The 16,849-nt window shown below is 70.6% G+C and carries 15 protein-coding genes; 6 read left to right on the forward strand and 9 right to left on the reverse strand.

Going from position 1 to position 16,849, the window contains the following annotated elements; translation table 11 throughout:
• Positions 1 to 3: 3 nt before the first annotated feature.
• Together ACIBJC_RS18885 and ACIBJC_RS18890 are read right to left on the reverse strand one after the other, a co-directional pair.
• A complete protein-coding gene (locus ACIBJC_RS18885; protein WP_399293521.1) occupies positions 4 to 1,161 on the reverse strand; it encodes an acyl-CoA dehydrogenase family protein in 1,158 nt (385 codons plus the stop codon).
• Positions 1,162 to 1,274: 113 nt separating this feature from the next.
• Positions 1,275 to 2,213 carry an NmrA family NAD(P)-binding protein gene (locus ACIBJC_RS18890; RefSeq protein WP_399293524.1) on the reverse strand — a complete coding sequence of 313 codons (939 nt, stop codon included), beginning with the start codon at positions 2,211 to 2,213 and terminating at the stop codon, positions 1,275 to 1,277.
• 137 nt (positions 2,214 to 2,350) lie between these two features.
• On the opposite strand from ACIBJC_RS18890, the gene ACIBJC_RS18895 reads away from it, so the two are divergent.
• Positions 2,351 to 2,917 carry a TetR/AcrR family transcriptional regulator gene (locus ACIBJC_RS18895; RefSeq protein ID WP_399293526.1) on the forward strand — a complete coding sequence of 189 codons (567 nt, stop codon included), beginning with the start codon at positions 2,351 to 2,353 and terminating at the stop codon, positions 2,915 to 2,917.
• A 45-nt stretch (positions 2,918 to 2,962) separates the two neighbouring features.
• Here ACIBJC_RS18895 and ACIBJC_RS18900 read toward each other — a convergent pair whose 3' ends face one another.
• Positions 2,963 to 3,181, reverse strand: a complete 219-nt coding sequence (locus ACIBJC_RS18900; RefSeq protein WP_399293529.1) for a DUF397 domain-containing protein — start codon at positions 3,179 to 3,181, stop codon at positions 2,963 to 2,965.
• Complete coding sequence (locus ACIBJC_RS18905; RefSeq protein WP_399293531.1) at positions 3,159 to 3,968, reverse strand: Scr1 family TA system antitoxin-like transcriptional regulator; 810 nt, start codon at positions 3,966 to 3,968, stop codon at positions 3,159 to 3,161. Before ACIBJC_RS18905 ends, ACIBJC_RS18900 begins: the two co-directional genes overlap by 23 nt.
• Before the next feature lie 147 nt (positions 3,969 to 4,115).
• On the opposite strand from ACIBJC_RS18905, the gene ACIBJC_RS18910 reads away from it, so the two are divergent.
• The gene (locus ACIBJC_RS18910; RefSeq protein WP_399294249.1) at positions 4,116 to 4,442 is read left to right on the forward strand and encodes a hypothetical protein; all 327 of its coding nucleotides are present in this window, start codon (positions 4,116 to 4,118) and stop codon (positions 4,440 to 4,442) included.
• A gap of 1,075 nt (positions 4,443 to 5,517) precedes the next feature.
• On the opposite strand, the gene ACIBJC_RS18915 is transcribed toward ACIBJC_RS18910, so the two are convergent.
• The 5 genes from ACIBJC_RS18915 to ACIBJC_RS18935 all read right to left on the reverse strand — a co-directional run bounded on the left by ACIBJC_RS18915 (position 5,518) and on the right by ACIBJC_RS18935 (position 11,080).
• A complete protein-coding gene (locus ACIBJC_RS18915; protein ID WP_399293534.1) occupies positions 5,518 to 6,138 on the reverse strand; it encodes an SRPBCC family protein in 621 nt (206 codons plus the stop codon).
• Positions 6,139 to 6,189: 51 nt separating this feature from the next.
• Entirely contained in the window at positions 6,190 to 6,552 is a 363-nt protein-coding gene (locus tag ACIBJC_RS18920) for a hypothetical protein (protein ID WP_399293537.1), read from the reverse strand.
• A gap of 284 nt (positions 6,553 to 6,836) precedes the next feature.
• Positions 6,837 to 8,117 (reverse strand): hypothetical protein, encoded by a 1,281-nt coding sequence (locus tag ACIBJC_RS18925; RefSeq protein ID WP_399293540.1) that lies wholly within the window; start codon positions 8,115 to 8,117, stop codon positions 6,837 to 6,839.
• A gap of 654 nt (positions 8,118 to 8,771) precedes the next feature.
• A complete protein-coding gene (locus ACIBJC_RS18930) occupies positions 8,772 to 9,407 on the reverse strand; it encodes a hypothetical protein (protein ID WP_399293543.1) in 636 nt (211 codons plus the stop codon).
• A gap of 179 nt (positions 9,408 to 9,586) precedes the next feature.
• Positions 9,587 to 11,080 carry a PucR family transcriptional regulator ligand-binding domain-containing protein gene (locus tag ACIBJC_RS18935; protein ID WP_399293547.1) on the reverse strand — a complete coding sequence of 498 codons (1,494 nt, stop codon included), beginning with the start codon at positions 11,078 to 11,080 and terminating at the stop codon, positions 9,587 to 9,589.
• A 176-nt stretch (positions 11,081 to 11,256) separates the two neighbouring features.
• On the opposite strand from ACIBJC_RS18935, the gene ACIBJC_RS18940 reads away from it, so the two are divergent.
• The 4 genes from ACIBJC_RS18940 (at position 11,257) to ACIBJC_RS18955 (ending at position 16,759) form a co-directional block, all read left to right on the forward strand.
• The gene (locus ACIBJC_RS18940) at positions 11,257 to 12,735 is read left to right on the forward strand and encodes a sodium:solute symporter (RefSeq protein ID WP_329826979.1); all 1,479 of its coding nucleotides are present in this window, start codon (positions 11,257 to 11,259) and stop codon (positions 12,733 to 12,735) included.
• Positions 12,736 to 12,892: 157 nt separating this feature from the next.
• On the forward strand, positions 12,893 to 13,918 hold the full coding sequence (speB, locus tag ACIBJC_RS18945; RefSeq protein ID WP_399293550.1) for an agmatinase: 1,026 nt from the start codon (positions 12,893 to 12,895) through the stop codon (positions 13,916 to 13,918).
• Positions 13,915 to 15,597: a thiamine pyrophosphate-binding protein gene (locus ACIBJC_RS18950; RefSeq protein WP_399294251.1), complete on the forward strand. Its 1,683-nt coding sequence runs from the start codon at positions 13,915 to 13,917 to the stop codon at positions 15,595 to 15,597. The genes speB and ACIBJC_RS18950 overlap by 4 nt, the downstream gene beginning before the upstream one ends.
• A gap of 136 nt (positions 15,598 to 15,733) precedes the next feature.
• Positions 15,734 to 16,759: a serine hydrolase gene (locus ACIBJC_RS18955; protein WP_399293552.1), complete on the forward strand. Its 1,026-nt coding sequence runs from the start codon at positions 15,734 to 15,736 to the stop codon at positions 16,757 to 16,759.
• Positions 16,760 to 16,849: the final 90 nt, after the last annotated feature.

Raw genomic sequence — 16,849 nt, forward strand, 5'->3', positions numbered from 1 at the left:
GGCTTACAGCCCCATCGACTTGGCGATGATCATCTTCATGACCTCGCTGGTGCCGCCGTAGATCCGGTTGACGCGGTTGTCCGCGTACAGGCGGGCGATCGGGTACTCGTTCATGTAGCCGTAGCCGCCGTGGAGCTGGAGGCACTTGTCGATCACGCGGTGCGCGACCTCGGTGGTGAAGAGCTTCGCCGAGGCGGCCTCGGCGGCGGACAGCTCGCCCAGGTCGTGCGCCTCCAGCGCGCGGTCCACGACGGCCTCCGCCGCGTCCACCTCGGCCTTGCAGGCGGCCAGCTCGAACTTGGTGTTCTGGAAGGACGCGACGCTCTTGCCGAAGACCGTACGGTCCTGCACGTACGCCTGCGCGAACCGGATCGCCGCTGCGGCCTGCGCGTACGCCCCCACCGCGATGCCCAGCCGCTCCTGCGGCAGGTTCTGGCCGAGGTAGGAGAAGCCCTTGTTCTCCTCGCCGAGCAGATCCCCGACCGGCACCTTCACGTCGGTGAAGGACAGCTCGGCGGTGTCGGAGGTCTTCAGCCCCAGCTTGTCGAGCTTGCGGCCGACCGCGTACCCCTGCGCCTTCGTGTCCACGACCAGCAGCGAGATCCCGTACCGCCGGTCCTCGGGCGTCGGCGCGGCGGTCCGCGCGCAGACGATGACGCGGTCCGCGTGGACGCCGCCGGTGATGAAGGTCTTCGCGCCGTTGAGGACGTAGTGCGTGCCGTCCTCGGAGAGCTTGGCGGTGGTCTTCATCCCGGCCAGGTCGGAGCCGGTGCCCGGCTCGGTCATGGCGATCGCGTACATCGTCCGGCCGCTGACGAAGTCGGGCAGCCACCGCTTCTTCTGCTCGTCGGTGGCGTACGCCTTCAGATACGGCAGACAGAGCGCGACATGCACGCCCGACCCTCCGAAGGAGACACCGGCGCGGGCGCACTCCTCGGTGATGACGGACTGGAACTTGAACGACTCCTCGCCGGCGCCGCCGTACTCCTCGGGCACCTCGATCCCGAAGATGCCCAGCTCACCGAGGGTGTAGTAGAAGTCGCGGGGCGCCTGCCCCGCCGCGTACCACTCGTCGTACACGGGCACGACCTCGGCCTCGATGAAGGCGCGTATGGTCTCCCGGAACGCCTCGTGGTCCTCGTTGTAAACGGTACGGCGCACGGGAAAACCTCCTGCGGTTCGCGACTGGCCGGAGCATTCGATTAAGCGCTTGCTCAGCCCAAGTTACCCGGCGGTTCGTTCGGGTGTCCAGAGGTGGAGATGGCGTGGACCGGTCACGCGGTGGCGTGCATGTGACCCCGCGCCCACTCCTCGAAGGAGGTGAGCGGGACGCCGAGGGCCCGCGCGTACGCGGGGCGGGCCGGCTGGCCGGCCACGTTCATGAACGCGTGCGCGGCGCCCATCGCCGGCATCCCGGCGGCGAGCGCCTCCTCCTCGGTCAAGTCGGGCGCGGCCAGCTCCGTACCGAGGGCGCGGGAGAGGACCGCCGCGACCTCCGTCATCGTCAGACGGTCGCTCGCCAACTCCAGCTCGACCCCGTCGAACCGCTCCGGCGCGGCGATGGCGGCGGCGGCCGTGGCGCCGATGTCGCCGACCGCGACCAGCGACAGGCGGGTCCCGGGCTTGATGACGCTCACCAGGCCGCCCGCGACGCCGCGCGGGAACAGGAAGGCCATGGAGGGCAGGAAGTTGTCCATGAAGAAGGCCGGCTTGATGAGCGTCCAGTGCGCGAAGCCCGCCTCGCGCACCCGGTCCTGGAGCCCGGACTTGGTGGTGTAGTACGGCTCCATCGCCGCCCAGCGGCCTTCGGTCCATCCGGGAGCCTCGGTGTGCTGCCCGGCGCCGGAGACCGAGGTGTGCACGAACTGCTCCACCCCGGCGGCCTTCGCGCCCTCGATCAGGTTGACGCCCTGGGTCAGCTCGCCCGCGTAGTCGACGCCGTCCCCGGTCATCTCGGGCATCTGTACGGAGAAGACGGCGCGGGCCCCTTCGGCCGCCCTGGTCACGGAGGCACGGTCGAGGAGGTCGCCGGTGACCAGCTCGGCCCCGAGCGCTTCGACTGCCTTCGCCCGCTCGGTCGCCGGGTCGCGGACCAGCGCCCGGACGGGGACGCCCGCCGCGAGCAGGGCGCGGGCGGTGGCGCCGCCCTGCCGGCCGGTGGCGCCGGTGACCAGGACGGGTGCGGGACCGGTGGGTACGGCATCTGCGGACATGGCGGCTCCTCGGGCAGTGCGCGGCCGGCCCACTGGCGAGGTGCGGCCGATGCGCGACGTTAAACGGCGGGGCCCGCCGTTTCTTGTTTCGGTAAGATACGGAGGGCCCCGCCACTTAGCAACCCCGGAGGTACGCCATGCCCGGCCAGCGCGCGGACGCCCGGCGCAACTACACGCGCATCCTCGCCGTGGCCGAGGCGGAGGTCGCCGAACGCGGCGCCGACGCCTCCCTGGAACGGATCGCGCGCGTCGCAGGCGTCGGCTCCGCCACCGTGCGCCGGCACTTCCCCAGCCGCCGCGCGCTCCTGGACGCCGTCTTCCACGAGCAGGTCGACGCCCTGTGCACCCGCGCCCACGAACTGGCCGACACCGCCGACACCCGGGCCGCGCTGCTGGAATGGCTGGGAGCCCTCACCGCGTACGCCGCGTCCGCCCGGGGCCTGGCCACCGCGCTGACCCCCGACGCCCCGCTCACCTCCGACGCGGCGCACGCCAGCGCCTGTGCGGCGAAGTTCACCGAAGCGCTCGCCCCCCTGCTACGCCGCGCCGCGCGGGACGGCGCGGTAGCACCGGACCTGACCGTCACCGACCTGCTCACCTTGGTCGCGGGCATCGCCTGGGCCACGGAACACCACCACGACGCGGCTGCGGAGGCGGACCGGCTGCTCGGCGTGATGGTGGCGGGGGTCAGCCCGGGGAGGTGAGGGCGGCGGCCGTTGGTCGTCGGCCGTCGCCTGTCGGCCGTCGGCCTAGAGGAACGCCTCGTCCTTGACGGCGGCGACGAAGGACGCCCAGCCGACCGGGGGGAAGAGGAGGCTGGGGGCGTGGGGGGTCTTGGAGTCGCGGACGGGGACGCCGGTGGGGTGGTTGTCGAGTACTTCTAGGCAACTGTCCGCGTCGTTTCCGCTGTAGGAAGACTTGCGCCAGCGGCTTACCCTGGTGGCGTCAGGGGCGGTCTTCTCGGTCATGGTGTCTGTATTCCTCTGCTGCTGCCCTGAGAAGGGCTAGTGATTCCCTCGTGGGCAGTGCGTCGCCCAGCGCCAGATCGTAGGCGGCTTGGATCCGTTCGACCATGGCTGGTTCATCGTGAACCTTGGCCATGTAGATCGCTTCTGAATAGGCCACAGGGGGCTGATCCTCGAACCACATCAACGTCAGCATGCTCTGCTGGAGCGGGTGGGCTCCCAGGCTGTGCGGTAGCACGTAAACCCGTACGCGCCGATTCTCGGCCAAGCGCACAATATGCATGATCTGTTCCGTCATGACCTCCGGTCCGCCGACCGGGCGACGCAGTACCGACTCGTCAAGCAGCGCCCATACTACGGGGGTCACCGGGGAGTTGAGGATCTTTGCCCGCTCCAGCCGTGTGACGACGATCCTGTCACTTTCTTCCTTGCTCCAGGGTGGGGATGCCGTGTCGAGAACCGCACGCATGTAGCGTTCCGTCTGAAGAATTCCAGGCACGAGGGAGAGCGCGAACTCGCGGATCGCCGTTGCTTGTTGTTCGAGTTGCCGTGCGGTTTCGAATCGATCCGCAACAACCGAGTCATCCCGTGGCAGGAAGCTGCGTAGTACGTTTCCCGTGTTCAGCGCCTTGTCCAGCCGTCGTGCGTCCTCCTTGGACGGGACGCGACGCCCTGCCTCGATATGTGAGATGTGCGAACGCGTCATAACTGCCGCAATCGCCAACTCCTGCTGAGTCAACCCCGCCGCCACGCGCTGCTCTTTGAGCCAATCACCGTAGATGCTGCCCATTTGCTGACTCCCGTGCGACAAACGCTCTGTCACCTGCTACCTACTGGCGAGCCTAGCCAGATTCGTCGCAGCCTGTGAGGGAATCGCTACGCAGGGCGTTCCTGTGGGCGTGACCATCAACCAACAGGAGTTGACGTCGTGTTCAGTATGTCTGCCCTCGATGGCTCAGGAGAGGCATTGCGATTGCTTCCCTGGTCCGGCACGGATGGCAAGCCGTGCTACCTCGCCGGTGGCGGGAACGGTTACATCTCCCGGATGGCCGATGAGATGGAGGACGCGCAACTCGACATGGCTGCCGAACTCATGGGGCACGCGGCCGACATGCTCGCCGACTCCAAGGCCACCTCGGTGCAGCTCCGCTTCCTGGCGAACCGCATGTCCGAGGCGCTGCGCGACGTCTGCCGTATCGCGGAGAGCCGAGGTGCGCGCATTCCTGAGCCTTCGTATCCCGATGCGGATGGCTCTGAGGGCTGATCTGGGGGTTCGGGCGGGTCTGTCGGGGTGGGCCGGTGGTGAGTTGGGCGCCGTAGCCCGCCCCCTCCCTGGTTCGATGATCGCGGCTCCGGGGTGTGCGTCAAGGGCGCTCCTGCGTCGCGTCGGCTTCGCCGATGGCCTCCGGCCACCCTTGACTCACACCCCTGCGCCGCTGGAAAAGGCGTGGGGAGGGGGCGGGGGGGAGGGGTCCCCTGGGAAACACGGCTGTTCCTCCGCTCCGTTCCAGGCTTGCGGTCGGCTCGCCCTGCGGGGCGCGCGGTAGTGGAGTGGGGTGGTGGCGCGTCTCGTCAAGCGTCCGTCGACCGGTCGTGCGCTGGGCTTCATGCCCCGCTGTTCACTCGCCGTGGGTGGGGCCGGTGGTGAATGCGGCGTGGAGTGGGGCTGACTTGGCGGAGCTGGCCGGCTTGGCGGAGAAGGTCTGCCTGGCGGAGCCGGGGTGGTGGGGTGCCGGGGCAGGGTGCGGTGCTGGGAGGCCCGATTGGGTGCCTCCTCACCAAAAAGCATGCCTTATGCCCCAGTTTGCCCTGGTTGGTTGGGGGGTTGGTTGTCGTTGTTCCGTGACTGCGCGCAGCCAGCGCACTGTGCCGGGACTCTCGGCACACACTTCCCTGTTGCGCACCCCTCCCGCCCCGCACGTCACATCAACCCCGAGTCCACCCGGCCTCCTCGCTCACGGCGGGTGACCAGCGGGGCATGAAGCCCGGCCGTCATCCGGTGGGGAGCCGCTTGACGAAAGCCGGGCCACCCCACTCCACGACCGCGCGCCCCGCAGGGCGAGCCGACCCGCAAGCCTGGAACGGAGCCCAAAGGCATCGGTGTTTCCCAGGGGACCCCTCCCCCCCGCCCCCTCCCCACGCCTTTTCCAGCGGTGGAGGGGTGTGGGTCAAGGGTGGCCGGAGGCCATCGGCGAAGCCGACGCGACGCAGGAGCGCCCTTGACGCACACCCCGGAGCCGCGATCATCGAACCAGAGAGGGGGCGGGCTACGGCGCCCAACTCACCACCGGCCCACCCCGACAGGCCCGCCCGAACCCGCCCACACCCCCACCACCGGCTCAGCGGCCTGCGCGGGCCTCCGCCGTGGCCTTCAGTTCGCTCAGCCAGGCTTCGAGGCCGTCGTGGAGGATCTTGGTCGCGGTGGGGACGTCCGCTTCGACCTGGGCTCCGGTGTGGGTCTCCTCGGTGCGTACGAGGACGCCGCCCTTGACCTTGGTGAAGTTCCATACGTGGACGCCGTCGATGTGCAGTCCCTCGGCGATCGCGGGGCCGGTCCAGCGGATGCAGGAGTTGCGCTTGATCTGCTGGACGGTCGAGGTGACCTCCAGGCTGGTGGCGGTGGTCGCGGGGTTGGGTGGCAGCGGAGCCGTCCACCTGAACGCCGAACCCTTTCGGAAGGGGCCGTGGTCGAGGCGTTCCACGGTCTCGACCGGGGTCTGCCAGGTCGGCCAGCGCTTCACGTCGGTCTGCAGTTTCCAGATGGTGCTCAGCGGCGCGTGGATCACGGCCTCGATCCTGGAGCGGACGAGGGCCTTGGAGTCGACGCCCTCTCCGCGACAGGTGAGGGGCCTGTCGGGGTGCGGGGTGGCTCCGGCGGGCGCGGCGGCGGTGCCGAGGAGGCCGGCGATGACGAGCGGGAGGGCGAAGAGGGCGGCGCGGGTGCTGCGGGTGCGGGGCATGGCGTTCTCCTTGTCAGGTGCTGTGGTGGCGTGCGGGGTCGGGCGGTGGCGTCACTGGGCGGGGAGGCGTCGGCGGGCCCGGTGGAGGGTCAGGAGGTGGGCGGCGGACGCGGCGATGATCAGTCCGGCGAACGCGGGGTGCATGTCCTTGGACAGGCTCGGCGCCCCGTCGGGCCGCGTCAGCCATACGACGAGCGGGACCGCGAAGGTGGCGGCGACGAGCGTGGCCGCCCGGCGCACCGCCCGGTCGTGGACGTGGCGGAGCGAGCCGGCCAGTGCGATCACGACCGGGACGCCTGAGACGAGGGCGAACTGACCGACGATCATGACCGGGACCGCCCAGGCGGAGATGGTCACCGACAGCGGAACGCTCCGGCCTGTGCGGGTGGGGTGCGACTCGACCGTGGTGGTCATGGTGCTCTCCTCGTCCGGCGGTGTGCACGGTTGCGCGGCACGCCGCGCACTCCGCATCGAGCTAGAGGCCCGTGCGTTAGTTAGAGGTTATAACGTCATGGGGTGGGGGAGCAACAGGGCGGTGGATCCCGGCCCGTTGACCGGTGACGCGTTCGGTGCGTTCGGTGCGTTCGGGGTGCTCGGGACGCGAGAAGCGGCCTGCTCCTCCTGATGTCAGGGGGAGCAGGCCGCTTGGTCGGTGCCGTACAAGGCGTGGTGGAAGGTGCCGGGGTATCGGGCCGGGCTCAGATGGGGGTGACCGAGCTGCACTTCTTGAACGGGAGCCAGGGGCGGCTCCCGTCCTCGCGCGGCGCGCCCGCGTAGGTCGGGTCGCCGATCAGCTTCTGCTCCTCGTGCTCGTGGCTGGTCTCCAGGCCGAAGAGCTTGAAGCCCGTGCTCAGCTTGTGGAGGGACGTACCCAGGCTGAGTGCGAACCCGGCCTTCCACCAGTCGATGTTGACCTTGTAGTCGAGGCTGCTGAGCTTGGCCTTGTCGTGCAGGAGCTTCTCGAACGGGGTCGCGTCGGGGGCCAGTGGCTCGGACGCGGAGTGCGGGGAGGGGATGCCCGCGTTGTGGATCTGCTTGATTCCGCTGTCCTCGCCGTCCTCCCCGTTGCGCAGGTAGTTCTCGACCGCCTCGCTGTCCTTGGGGTCCTTGAGGTCCAGCTCCGCCACCTCGGTGTGCACCTCGGTGTCGGTCTTTCCGCCGCCGCCCTCGACATGCAGGCTGAACGGTCCCGCGGGCACCGATCCCCGTATGTCGACGCCCGGATTGCCGCTCATGCCGCGCTCGGCCGTGGAGATCCTGAGCCGGGTCGGGCGGTGCTCCTTGCCCTCCTTCTTCTCCTTGTCGTAATCCTCGGCGTTGTACGTCACGTAGAACTGCTGCATATGGCTGCCTTCACCCTGATAGCCATTGCCGACCCGGCCGTTGATCTCCATGGTGTAGACGAAGGTGATCTCACCGTTGCCGCGCATGACGAGGGTGTCGTTCATCCAGGTGCCCTGGGCGCCCTTGCCCGTGACCTGGCCGACGCTCTTGTTCTCCTTGCCCGTTCTGAGGCTCTTGCCGAACTTGACGTCGCCGGACTTCTCGCTGGTGGTCCTGGTGATGTCGAGGTCGGGCTGCCGGTCCGGCTTCAGCTCCGGCAGCTTGTCCTTGTTCGAGTGGTTGCAGACCATGCCGAGTTCGGTACCGTACGCCCGGGGCGGACCGCTGTTGCATTTCGCGGCGCCCTTCAGGTATTCCGCGAACTGCTTGGCGTCGTTGTAGTTGTTCTCCAGGTCCTTCTGCGGGTCGTCGCTCTGATGACCGTCGAACAGCCACCGCCCGCCGCCCCCGCCGCCCTTGGTGTAACTGCCGCTCAGCGAGGCGCTGCCGCCCCACTTCTTGAGCCCGGGGAAGTCGATGCCGCCCTCCACCCCGCCCTGCACCGTGCCCGTGGAATCGAGGGTGACCGTTCCGTCGGACCATTGTGTGACCTTCAGTTCACTGCTGGAACTGATCTTGATGAAGAGAATGCGCATGACGGTCTTTTGTTTGTCGGTCTCCGACGCCAGGATGCATTTGTCGGGCTCGAACGCCACATCTTCGGACTTCGGTTTGTCGTCCCCGGGCCCCGGACCCGGCAGTGTGGTGACTCCGTCCTCCCCGGAACCGCCTCCGGAAGCATCCGGGTTCGGCAGCGCACTGTCCCCACCGTTGTCGGAACCCGGGCCCGACGCACAGGAACCGCTGCTGACCAACAGGCATATCGCCCGGTGGAGTCCGCCGGTCACCTGTGTCCCGACCGGTGTGAGCGTCATGGTCAGCACCAGGCTCACCACGACGCCGAGCAGCCCGAGATATTCCACGGATGTCTGCCCACGGGCCCGGGAGAATGAGGGGGGTCTCAAACCGTTCCTCCGCATGTTTTCGCCTCTCATCCCCGCTGACGGGTGGGGACTTGAGCGAACGCTACGGAGCGGGGAACGGCGACGGCGTGGGCCCCGGGACCCAGGCCGGGACCCAATTCCCCTGGTGTCCGAGGGGCTTTGGGCCCTGGGGTGTCGGAAGGTGAACGCGCAGGTGAAGCGGGTGCTGCGGCATGGTGAACGCGAGGCGCGCGGGCCGGACCCGAGGGGGGCGGTCCGTCCCGAGGGCAGGCGCCGAAGTGCGTGCCGGTTTCTCCCGAACACCGTTCACATGGCTCGGTATTCGCCCGACCCAGAGGCGCTTCGGCGAATCTGGTGTTCCACGCGGTGACGCATGTACGCGTCGGAATGCGACCGGGCGATTGCCACTGCGGAATCGACGAGGGGGCGGAGATCAGGCGGGTACGCCGCCGGGTAAAGGGGCAGCCCCGGAAGAATGCACCGTCGTACGTCCAGATGCTCGTTGCCGACGAACTCCCGCAGTGCGGCCTCACGCCACGCGGTCGCGATATCCGCCACGTCTTCGATCCCGGCCTCGCTCTTCCCGTCCGGGATTCCCGATTCCATGTCTTTCCGGGGAGGGAGCGCCGACCAGTACCAGGCCCGCGCCGCCCCCGCGCGCTCCGGATCCGTTCCCGTGCGCAGGTGGTGGAGCAGCGCCAGTTGGACGCGGCGATGCCCGAAGGCGAACAATGCCGGTTCGACGAACTGGCGGTTGAAACTCGGGTTCGGGTCGTGGACCGCCGCCTTCATCAGCGCGTCGAAGCACTCCTCCGGCAGGCTCGACCGCTCGTCGAGCGCCGTGCGCAGCGCCGTCCTGGCCTGCTCCTCCCACGTCCATCCGCTGCGCACCCCCTGCCCGGGAGGCACATCGACCTCCAGCAACCGGACGAGTTCCGCCACGCACCGATGGAACGACGGTGCCCCGTCCTCCGTGCGCTCCGGCAGAGCGGCGAACGTCCACGGCGCGTCCGCCGGCTCCTTCCCCTCAGTCGTACCGTTCTCCCGCACAGACCGTCCCCCTGTTGTGTCCCGCTCCGTCGTGTCCCGCCCTGCAGCCCCCGCGCGGTCGCCGCATTGTGTCAGCCGGGCGGAGCGGCCTGAGGCGGCTCCCGCAGCGCGAACCACAGCTCCATCCGTACGTCGGGGTCGTCCAGGTCCCGCTCCAGCAGGGCCGCGCAGCGGGTGATGCGGTGGCGGACCGTGTTGCGGTGGACCGTCAGTGCCACCGCCGTGCGGTCCCAGCTTCCGTGCAGGGAGAGCCAGGCGCGCAGCGTCTCGGTCAGGGCCGGGGCGCCCGGTGCTTCCGTGAGCGGGGCCAGGAGGGCGCGGGCGTGGGCCGCGGCCTCCTCCGGGGCGATCAGGGCGGCGAGTCCGGCCGCCGGGCCGGCCGGGTCGTGGCGTACGAGCGGGGTACGGGTGGCCTCCGCGCGGCCCAGGGCGCGCAGCGCGCGGGTGGCCGCGGCGGCCAGGTACTGCGGAGGGACCGGGTCGCTGACGCCGAGGGTCCAGCCGGGCTGGGCCGTGACCTCGCGGTCGGTGAGGACGCGGACCGTGGTGCCGTCCGTGTCGGCCAGCGCGCTGCCCAGGGCCGCCGCCAGCGCGCCCGCCGCGAAGGGGGTGGCCCCGCCACGTCCCTGGACCACCCGCCAGGGCCCGGGGCCGAGGAGCGGCGCCGTCTCGGCGGGGGTGGCGCCGAGCAGCAGCCGTACCAGCGCGGCCGAGCGGCCCGCCTCCGCCGCGCCCTGATGGGGCGCGGTCAGGAGGGAGAGCAGGACGACGGCGACGCCCGCGACGGTGTGGTCGCCGGGTTCGCGCCGTTCGGCCGCCACGCCGAGGACCAGGTCCTGGCCGCCGCCGAGCGCGTACGCGGCGAGATGGGCGCCCTGGGTCGTGTCCGTGGCCGAGGAGGGCGCGGCGCCGTGCGACGCCGGGTTGACCACCCTGGCCAGGCGCGCGAGCGCCGTACGGGCGCCCGGGGACGGGGTGCGGCCCGTGGAGTGCAGCTCCGCGCCGTCCGGGGCGAACAGGACCGCGCGGCCCGCGAGCCCCACCGCGAGCTGATGCAGGACGGCGGGCACCGGGTCCTGCCTGGCCGCCGCGGCGGCCAGGCCCTGCTGGGCCCGGGTCACCCGGCGCAGCTCGCGGTGGCGTGCCTCCGCCATCAGCCGCCACACCGCGCGTGCCACCGCCGTGAACCGGGTATGGGGCGGCACCTCCAGCAGCGGCAGACCGTGCCGGTCGCACGCGTCGACCAGGGCGGGCGGCACCGTGTCGTACACCGGTGTCACCCCGAAGCCCAGCGCCGCCGCGCCCGCCTCGACCACGCGCCCCACGTACTCCCGCGCGTACGCGTCGGTGAGCTGGACGCCCGCGGTCAGCAGCAGCTCGCCGCCGAGCAGATACGGGTACGGGTCCGCCATCTCGGAGGTGTGCACCCAGTGCACCACCTGGGAACCGTCGTCCGGCGGGCCCGCGATCCGGCGCAGGCCCAGCGTCCGGTCCGCCAGCAGATCGGCGAGCGGGACCGGGGGAGTGGGCGGGGAGGAGGAGGGGGCGGCGGTGGTGTCCGACATGGATGATCCATCCATCTTCGGCGGAAAGGTTGGATGAAACGTACACTTCAGCGTCGCTTACCGGCCACCTACCGTCATGACCCACACGCTCGGCCCCTATGAGGACGCGTATCGGTACGCGTGCCTCTTGGAGGGACACGAGCATCCTCGGGCGTGAGACGAGACGGAGGAAGCCCATGGCTGTCGACTACGCGGTGATCGTCGTCTATCTGGCCGGCATGCTCGCCATGGGCTGGTGGGGCATGCGCCGCGCCAAGTCCAAGAGCGAGTTCCTGGTGGCGGGCCGCAGGCTCGGCCCCTGGATGTACTCCGGCACCATGGCCGCCATCGTCCTGGGCGGCGCCTCGACCATCGGCGGCGTCGGCCTCGGCTACCGCCACGGCCTCTCCGGCGCCTGGATGGTCTTCGCCATCGGCCTCGGGCTGCTCGCCCTCTCCGTCTTCTTCTCCGCGCGGATCGCCCGGCTGAAGGTCTACACCGTCTCGGAGATGCTCGACCTGCGGTACGGCGGCCGGGCGGGGCTCATCTCCGGCATCGTGATGTGGGCGTACACCCTGATGCTCGCCGTCACCTCGACCATCGCGTACGCCACGATCTTCGACGTCCTCTTCGACCTGAACCGCACCGTCGCGATCATCCTGGGCGGCGCCATCGTCGTCGCGTACTCGACGCTCGGCGGCATGTGGTCCATCACGCTCACGGACATGGTGCAGTTCGTCGTCAAGACCATAGGGGTGCTGCTGCTCCTGCTGCCCATAGCGGTCGTCAAGGCGGGCGGCTTCGGCGAGATGAGGGACCGGCTGCCCTCCGCGTACTTCTCGCCGTTCGGCATCGGCGCCGAGACGATCTTCACGTATGTCCTGATCTACACCTTCGGCATGCTCATCGGACAGGACATCTGGCAGCGGGTGTTCACCGCGCGCGGCGACAAGGTCGCGCGCTGGGGCGGCACCGTCGCCGGTACGTACTGTCTGCTGTACGCCCTGGCCGGCGCGGTCATCGGAACGGCCGCCAAGGTGCTCTACCCGAACCTGGCCAGCGCGGACGACGCGTTCGCGACCATCGTCAAGGACGAACTGCCCATGGGCGTACGCGGACTGGTGCTGGCCGCCGCCCTCGCCGCCGTGATGTCGACCTCCTCGGGCGCGCTGATCGCCTGCGCGACCGTGGCCAACAACGACATCTGGGCGCGGCTGCGCGGAGCCGTCGGACGGGGCGGCGAGAACCGCGGTGACGTCGACGAGGTGCGGGGGAACCGGCTGTTCATCCTGGTCATGGGCGTCGGCGTGATCGCCGTCGCCATCGCGCTGAACAATGTCGTCGAGGCCCTGACCGTCGCGTACAACCTGCTCGTCGGCGGACTGCTCGTACCGATCCTCGGCGGGCTGCTGTGGCGGCGCGGCACGGTGTACGGCGCGCTGGCCGCCGTGGTCGTCGGCGGGGTCACGGTCGTGGGGCTCATGGCGGCGTACGGAATCCTCGCCAACCAGCCCATCTACTACGGCCTGCTGGCCTCGCTGGCCGCGTACGTGATCGTCAGCCTGGCGACGCGGCCGACGGACGAGGCGGTCCTCGCGGCGTGGCGCGCCCGGCTCGCGGGAGAGGCGCCGGAGGAGGCCGGGGAGCCCGCTGTCAGTGGGCTGGTCCATTCTTGAGACAGAACACTTGAGACAGAACACTTGGGACAGAGCGATTGAGGCGGAGCACTTGGGACAGTGCATTGCAGAACGGTCATAGCGTGTCACGCGGTGCGGAGCCGCACGAAGCGACAGCGCGGCACAGCGATACAGCGACACCCGGAGAGGCCCGACGATGAGCAGCAACGGACACCACGGACACCGGAACAGCCCGCGCGGGCCCGTGGACTCGTCCCGTGTCCCGAGGTACGCGGGACCGGCCACGTTCGCCCGGCTGCCCCGGCTGGACGAGGTCGGTACGGCCGATGTCGCCGTCGTCGGCGTCCCCTTCGACACCGGGGTCTCCTACCGGCCCGGCGCCCGCTTCGGCGGCAACGCGATACGCGAGGCGTCACGGCTGCTGCGCCCGTACAACCCGGCGCAGGACGCCTCGCCGTTCGCGCTCGCGCAGGTCGCGGACGCCGGGGACATCGCGGCGAACCCGTTCGACATCAACGAGGCGGTCGACACGATCGAGGCGGCGGCCGACGACCTGCTCGGGACCGGCGCGCGGCTGATGACCCTCGGCGGCGACCACACGATCGCGCTCCCGCTGCTCCGCTCGGTCGCCAAGCGGCACGGACCGGTCGCGCTGCTCCACTTCGACGCCCATCTCGACACCTGGGACACCTACTTCGGCGCGGAGTACACGCACGGCACCCCGTTCCGCCGGGCCGTCGAGGAGGGCATCCTCGACACGGAGGCGCTCTCCCACGTCGGTACGCGCGGCCCGCTGTACGGCAAGCGGGACCTGGACGAGGACGCCAGGATGGGGTTCGGGATCGTCACGTCCGCCGACGTGATGCGCCGGGGTGTGGACGAGATCGCCGACCAGCTCCGGCAGCGCATCGGGGACCGGCCGCTGTACATCTCCGTCGACATCGACGTCCTGGACCCGGCGCACGCGCCGGGGACCGGCACACCCGAGGCGGGCGGACTGACCTCGCGGGAACTCCTGGAGATCATCCGGGGGCTGGCCTCCTGCCGGCTGGTCTCCGCGGACGTGGTGGAGGTCGCGCCCGCCTACGACCACGCGGAGATCACCTCCGTCGCAGCCTCCCACACGGCGTACGAACTGACGACGGTCATGTCCCGCCAGATCGGCGCGGCGGGGGCCGGCGCCCCTGAGGCCGCCGAGAGTTTCGCGGCGGAGGTGCGCTGATGCACGATCACGACCACGAACCCGTACGCCTCACCCCCGAACAGACCGCGGCGGCGCTCACCCCGCCGCCCGGACGCCGCGGCGGCGACCTCGTCGTCGAGACGTTGTACGGGCTCGGCGCCACGACCGTCTTCGGTCTGCCGGGGCAGCACGCGCTCGGCATGTTCGACGCGCTGCGCCGCTCCTCGCTCCAGTACATCGGGCTGCGCGTGGAGAACAACGCGGGGTTCGCCGCCGACGCGTACGGCCGGGTCACCGGAGAGGTCGCCCCGCTGCTGCTCTCCACCGGCCCCGGCGCCCTGACCTCGCTCGCCGCGCTCCAGGAGGCGGCGGCGGCCTCGGCGCCCGTACTGGCGATCTCCAGCCAGATCCCGGCGGCGGGTCTGGGCGGCGGGCGCCACGGGTATCTGCACGAGCTGCGCGACCAGCAGGCGTCCTTCCGCGACATCGTGAAGTCCGTGCACCCCGTCCGTGCGCCCTCGCAGATCCCGTCCGCGATCGCCGCCGCCTGGGAGTCCGCGCTCACCGCCCCGCACGGCCCGGTCTGGGTGGAGATCCCGCAGGACGTGCTGCTCGCCGAGGTCTCGCTGCCGGTCGTCACGGCGATGGACGCCACCCCGCGCGAGCTGCACCCGCGCCCCGAGCTGACCGCCGTCGCGGCGCACACGCTGTCCCACGCGGTACGGCCGGTGATCATCGCGGGCGGCGGGGTGGTCCGGGCGGACGCCTCCGGCAAGCTGCGCGCCCTCGCCGAGAAGCTGGACGCGCCGGTCGTCACGACGGCCGGGGGCAAGGGCGCCTTCCCCTGGGAGCACCCGCTGTCCCTCCAGTCCTGGATGGAGGACCGCCACACCACGGACTTCCTGGAGGACGCGGACGTGGTGCTGGTGGTCGGCTCAGGGCTGGGTGAGCTGTCCTCGAACTACCACACGTTCCGCCCGCGCGGCCGGGTGATCCAGATCGAGGCGGACCTCGGCAAGCTGGAGTCCAACCACCCGGCGCTCGGTATCCACGCCGACGCCAGGAACGCGCTGTCCGCGCTGCTGGAATCGGTGAGCCCCCGCGAGGACCCGGCCGCCGCCGCGTCCGTCGCCACGGTCCTGGGGAAGGTACGGGACCGGATCGCGGCCCAGGACCTCACGCTGGAGCGGCGGGTGCTGGCCGCCGTCCGCGAGGCCCTGCCCGCCGCGTCCCCCAGCTTCTGGGACATGACGATCCTCGCCTACTGGGCCTGGTCCGCCTGGCCGGGCCCCATGCACTCGGGTCAGGGCGCGGGCGGTCTCGGCTACGGCTTCCCCGCCGCGCTCGGCGCCGCGGCGGCCGACCGTACGAAACCGGTCCTGGCGGTGTCGGGCGACGGCGGCGCGATGTACTCCATCGCGGAGCTGGCCACCGCCCGCCAGTACGACCTGCCGGTCACCTGGCTGATCGTGGACGACGGCGGCTACGGCATCCTGCGCGAGTACATGACGGACGCCTTCGGCGAGCCGACGGGGACGGAGCTGTCCCGGCCGGACTTCGTCGCCCTGGCGGAGTCCTTCGGCGTCCCCGCGCTCCGTACGACACCGGAGTCCCTGCGCGAGGACCTGGCGAAGGCGCTCGCGGAGCCCGGCCCGTCCGTCGTCGTACTCCCCGCCGTGCTGCGGATGTTCGCCCCGACGCACCTGGACGCGCCATGAGGTCCGGTACGGACGCGATGAGGCTTAATACGGAAGCGTGACGTTGTTCCGTACAACCGTTCCCTGACGCCGGTACGTCATACCGGTGGGTGCGCCGCGGGGGTGCACCCACCGATACCAGGGGCGGGAAGCCGACATGACACATCAGCAGATACCGGCGCACAGAGCGAGTCCCTCCCGGCGGGCCCGGGGCGCGCTCTCCGGGGCGCTCGCCGCGGGCGTGCTCGTCCCGGTCGTGGCCGTCGCGGGAGCCGCGCCCGCCGCCGCCGCGCCGACTGCCACGTCGGCTGCCGCGCCGGCCGCCGCCGCACCCGCCGTCGTCTGCGCCTCGGGCAAGGCGGGGCTCGCCGCCCAGCTCACCAAGGACATCACCGCGGCGCTCAAGAACAGAACGTCCACGACCGCCGTCGCCGTCCTGGACCGTACGACCAGGACGACCTGCACCCTGCGGGCGACACAGAAGTACGACTCCGCCAGCGTGGTCAAGGTGACCGTCCTCGCCACCCTGCTCTGGGACGCGAAGAAGACGAACCGCTATCTGACGCAGCGTGAGGTCGACCTCTCCACCGCCATGATCACCAAGTCGGACAACGCGGCGACCACCACCCTGTGGAAGCAGCTCGGCCTGACGAAGATCAAGGGCTTCCTCAAGGCCGCCGGCATGACCCAGACCGTCCCCGGCACCGGCGGCTACTGGGGCCTCACCCAGATCACCGCCCAGGACGAGCAGAAGCTGCTGGCGCTGACCACCGCGAAGAACACCGTGCTCAGCGACAACGCGCGCGCCTTCCTCCTGGAGCGGATGCGCAAGGTCGTCTCGTCGCAGCGCTGGGGCGTGCCCGCCGGAGCCCCGGCGACCGCCACCGTCCAGCTCAAGAACGGCTGGCTCTCCCGCTCCACCCACGGCTGGCGCGTGCACAGCGTCGGCGCGTTCACCGGGAAGGGGCACGACTACATGATCAGCGTGCTCACCCACGACAACAAGACGATGAACGACGGCGTCAACACCATCCAGGCCGTGGCGAAGGCCGTCCACAAGGACCTCAACCCGGCGACGAAGATGGCCGGGGCCGCCGTCCACTCCGTACCCGAGACACCGTACGAGGCCGTCCCGGCGACGCCGGAGAAGGCCGCGAGGGACGCGGTCCCGGCGACGCGCTGAGCCCTTCCCTCCGGTAATCGAACGAACGCACGGGTCCCCGGTCCTAGGTCCGGGGACCTGTCTTTGTTGCGGAGGGATGAAATCCGCCGT

The organism is Streptomyces sp. NPDC050509, from assembly GCF_044457965.1.
In the GTDB taxonomy this organism is placed as follows: Bacteria; Actinomycetota; Actinomycetes; order Streptomycetales; family Streptomycetaceae; genus Streptomyces.

Excerpts from the sequence above, each read along its gene's own strand:
- ACIBJC_RS18890 (WP_399293524.1), bottom strand. The coding sequence starts at position 2,213 with ATGTCCGCAGATGCCGTACCCACCGGTCCCGCACCCGTCCTGGTCACC.
- ACIBJC_RS18895 (WP_399293526.1), top strand. The coding sequence starts at position 2,351 with ATGCCCGGCCAGCGCGCGGACGCCCGGCGCAACTACACGCGCATCCTC.
- ACIBJC_RS18900 (WP_399293529.1), bottom strand. The coding sequence starts at position 3,181 with ATGACCGAGAAGACCGCCCCTGACGCCACCAGGGTAAGCCGCTGGCGC.
- ACIBJC_RS18905 (WP_399293531.1), bottom strand. The coding sequence starts at position 3,968 with ATGGGCAGCATCTACGGTGATTGGCTCAAAGAGCAGCGCGTGGCGGCG.
- ACIBJC_RS18910 (WP_399294249.1), top strand. The coding sequence starts at position 4,116 with ATGTCTGCCCTCGATGGCTCAGGAGAGGCATTGCGATTGCTTCCCTGG.
- ACIBJC_RS18915 (WP_399293534.1), bottom strand. The coding sequence starts at position 6,138 with ATGCCCCGCACCCGCAGCACCCGCGCCGCCCTCTTCGCCCTCCCGCTC.
- ACIBJC_RS18920 (WP_399293537.1), bottom strand. The coding sequence starts at position 6,552 with ATGACCACCACGGTCGAGTCGCACCCCACCCGCACAGGCCGGAGCGTT.
- ACIBJC_RS18925 (WP_399293540.1), bottom strand. The coding sequence starts at position 8,117 with ATGCGCATTCTCTTCATCAAGATCAGTTCCAGCAGTGAACTGAAGGTC.
- ACIBJC_RS18935 (WP_399293547.1), bottom strand. The coding sequence starts at position 11,080 with ATGTCGGACACCACCGCCGCCCCCTCCTCCTCCCCGCCCACTCCCCCG.
- ACIBJC_RS18940 (WP_329826979.1), top strand. The coding sequence starts at position 11,257 with ATGGCTGTCGACTACGCGGTGATCGTCGTCTATCTGGCCGGCATGCTC.
- speB (WP_399293550.1), top strand. The coding sequence starts at position 12,893 with ATGAGCAGCAACGGACACCACGGACACCGGAACAGCCCGCGCGGGCCC.
- ACIBJC_RS18955 (WP_399293552.1), top strand. The coding sequence starts at position 15,734 with ATGACACATCAGCAGATACCGGCGCACAGAGCGAGTCCCTCCCGGCGG.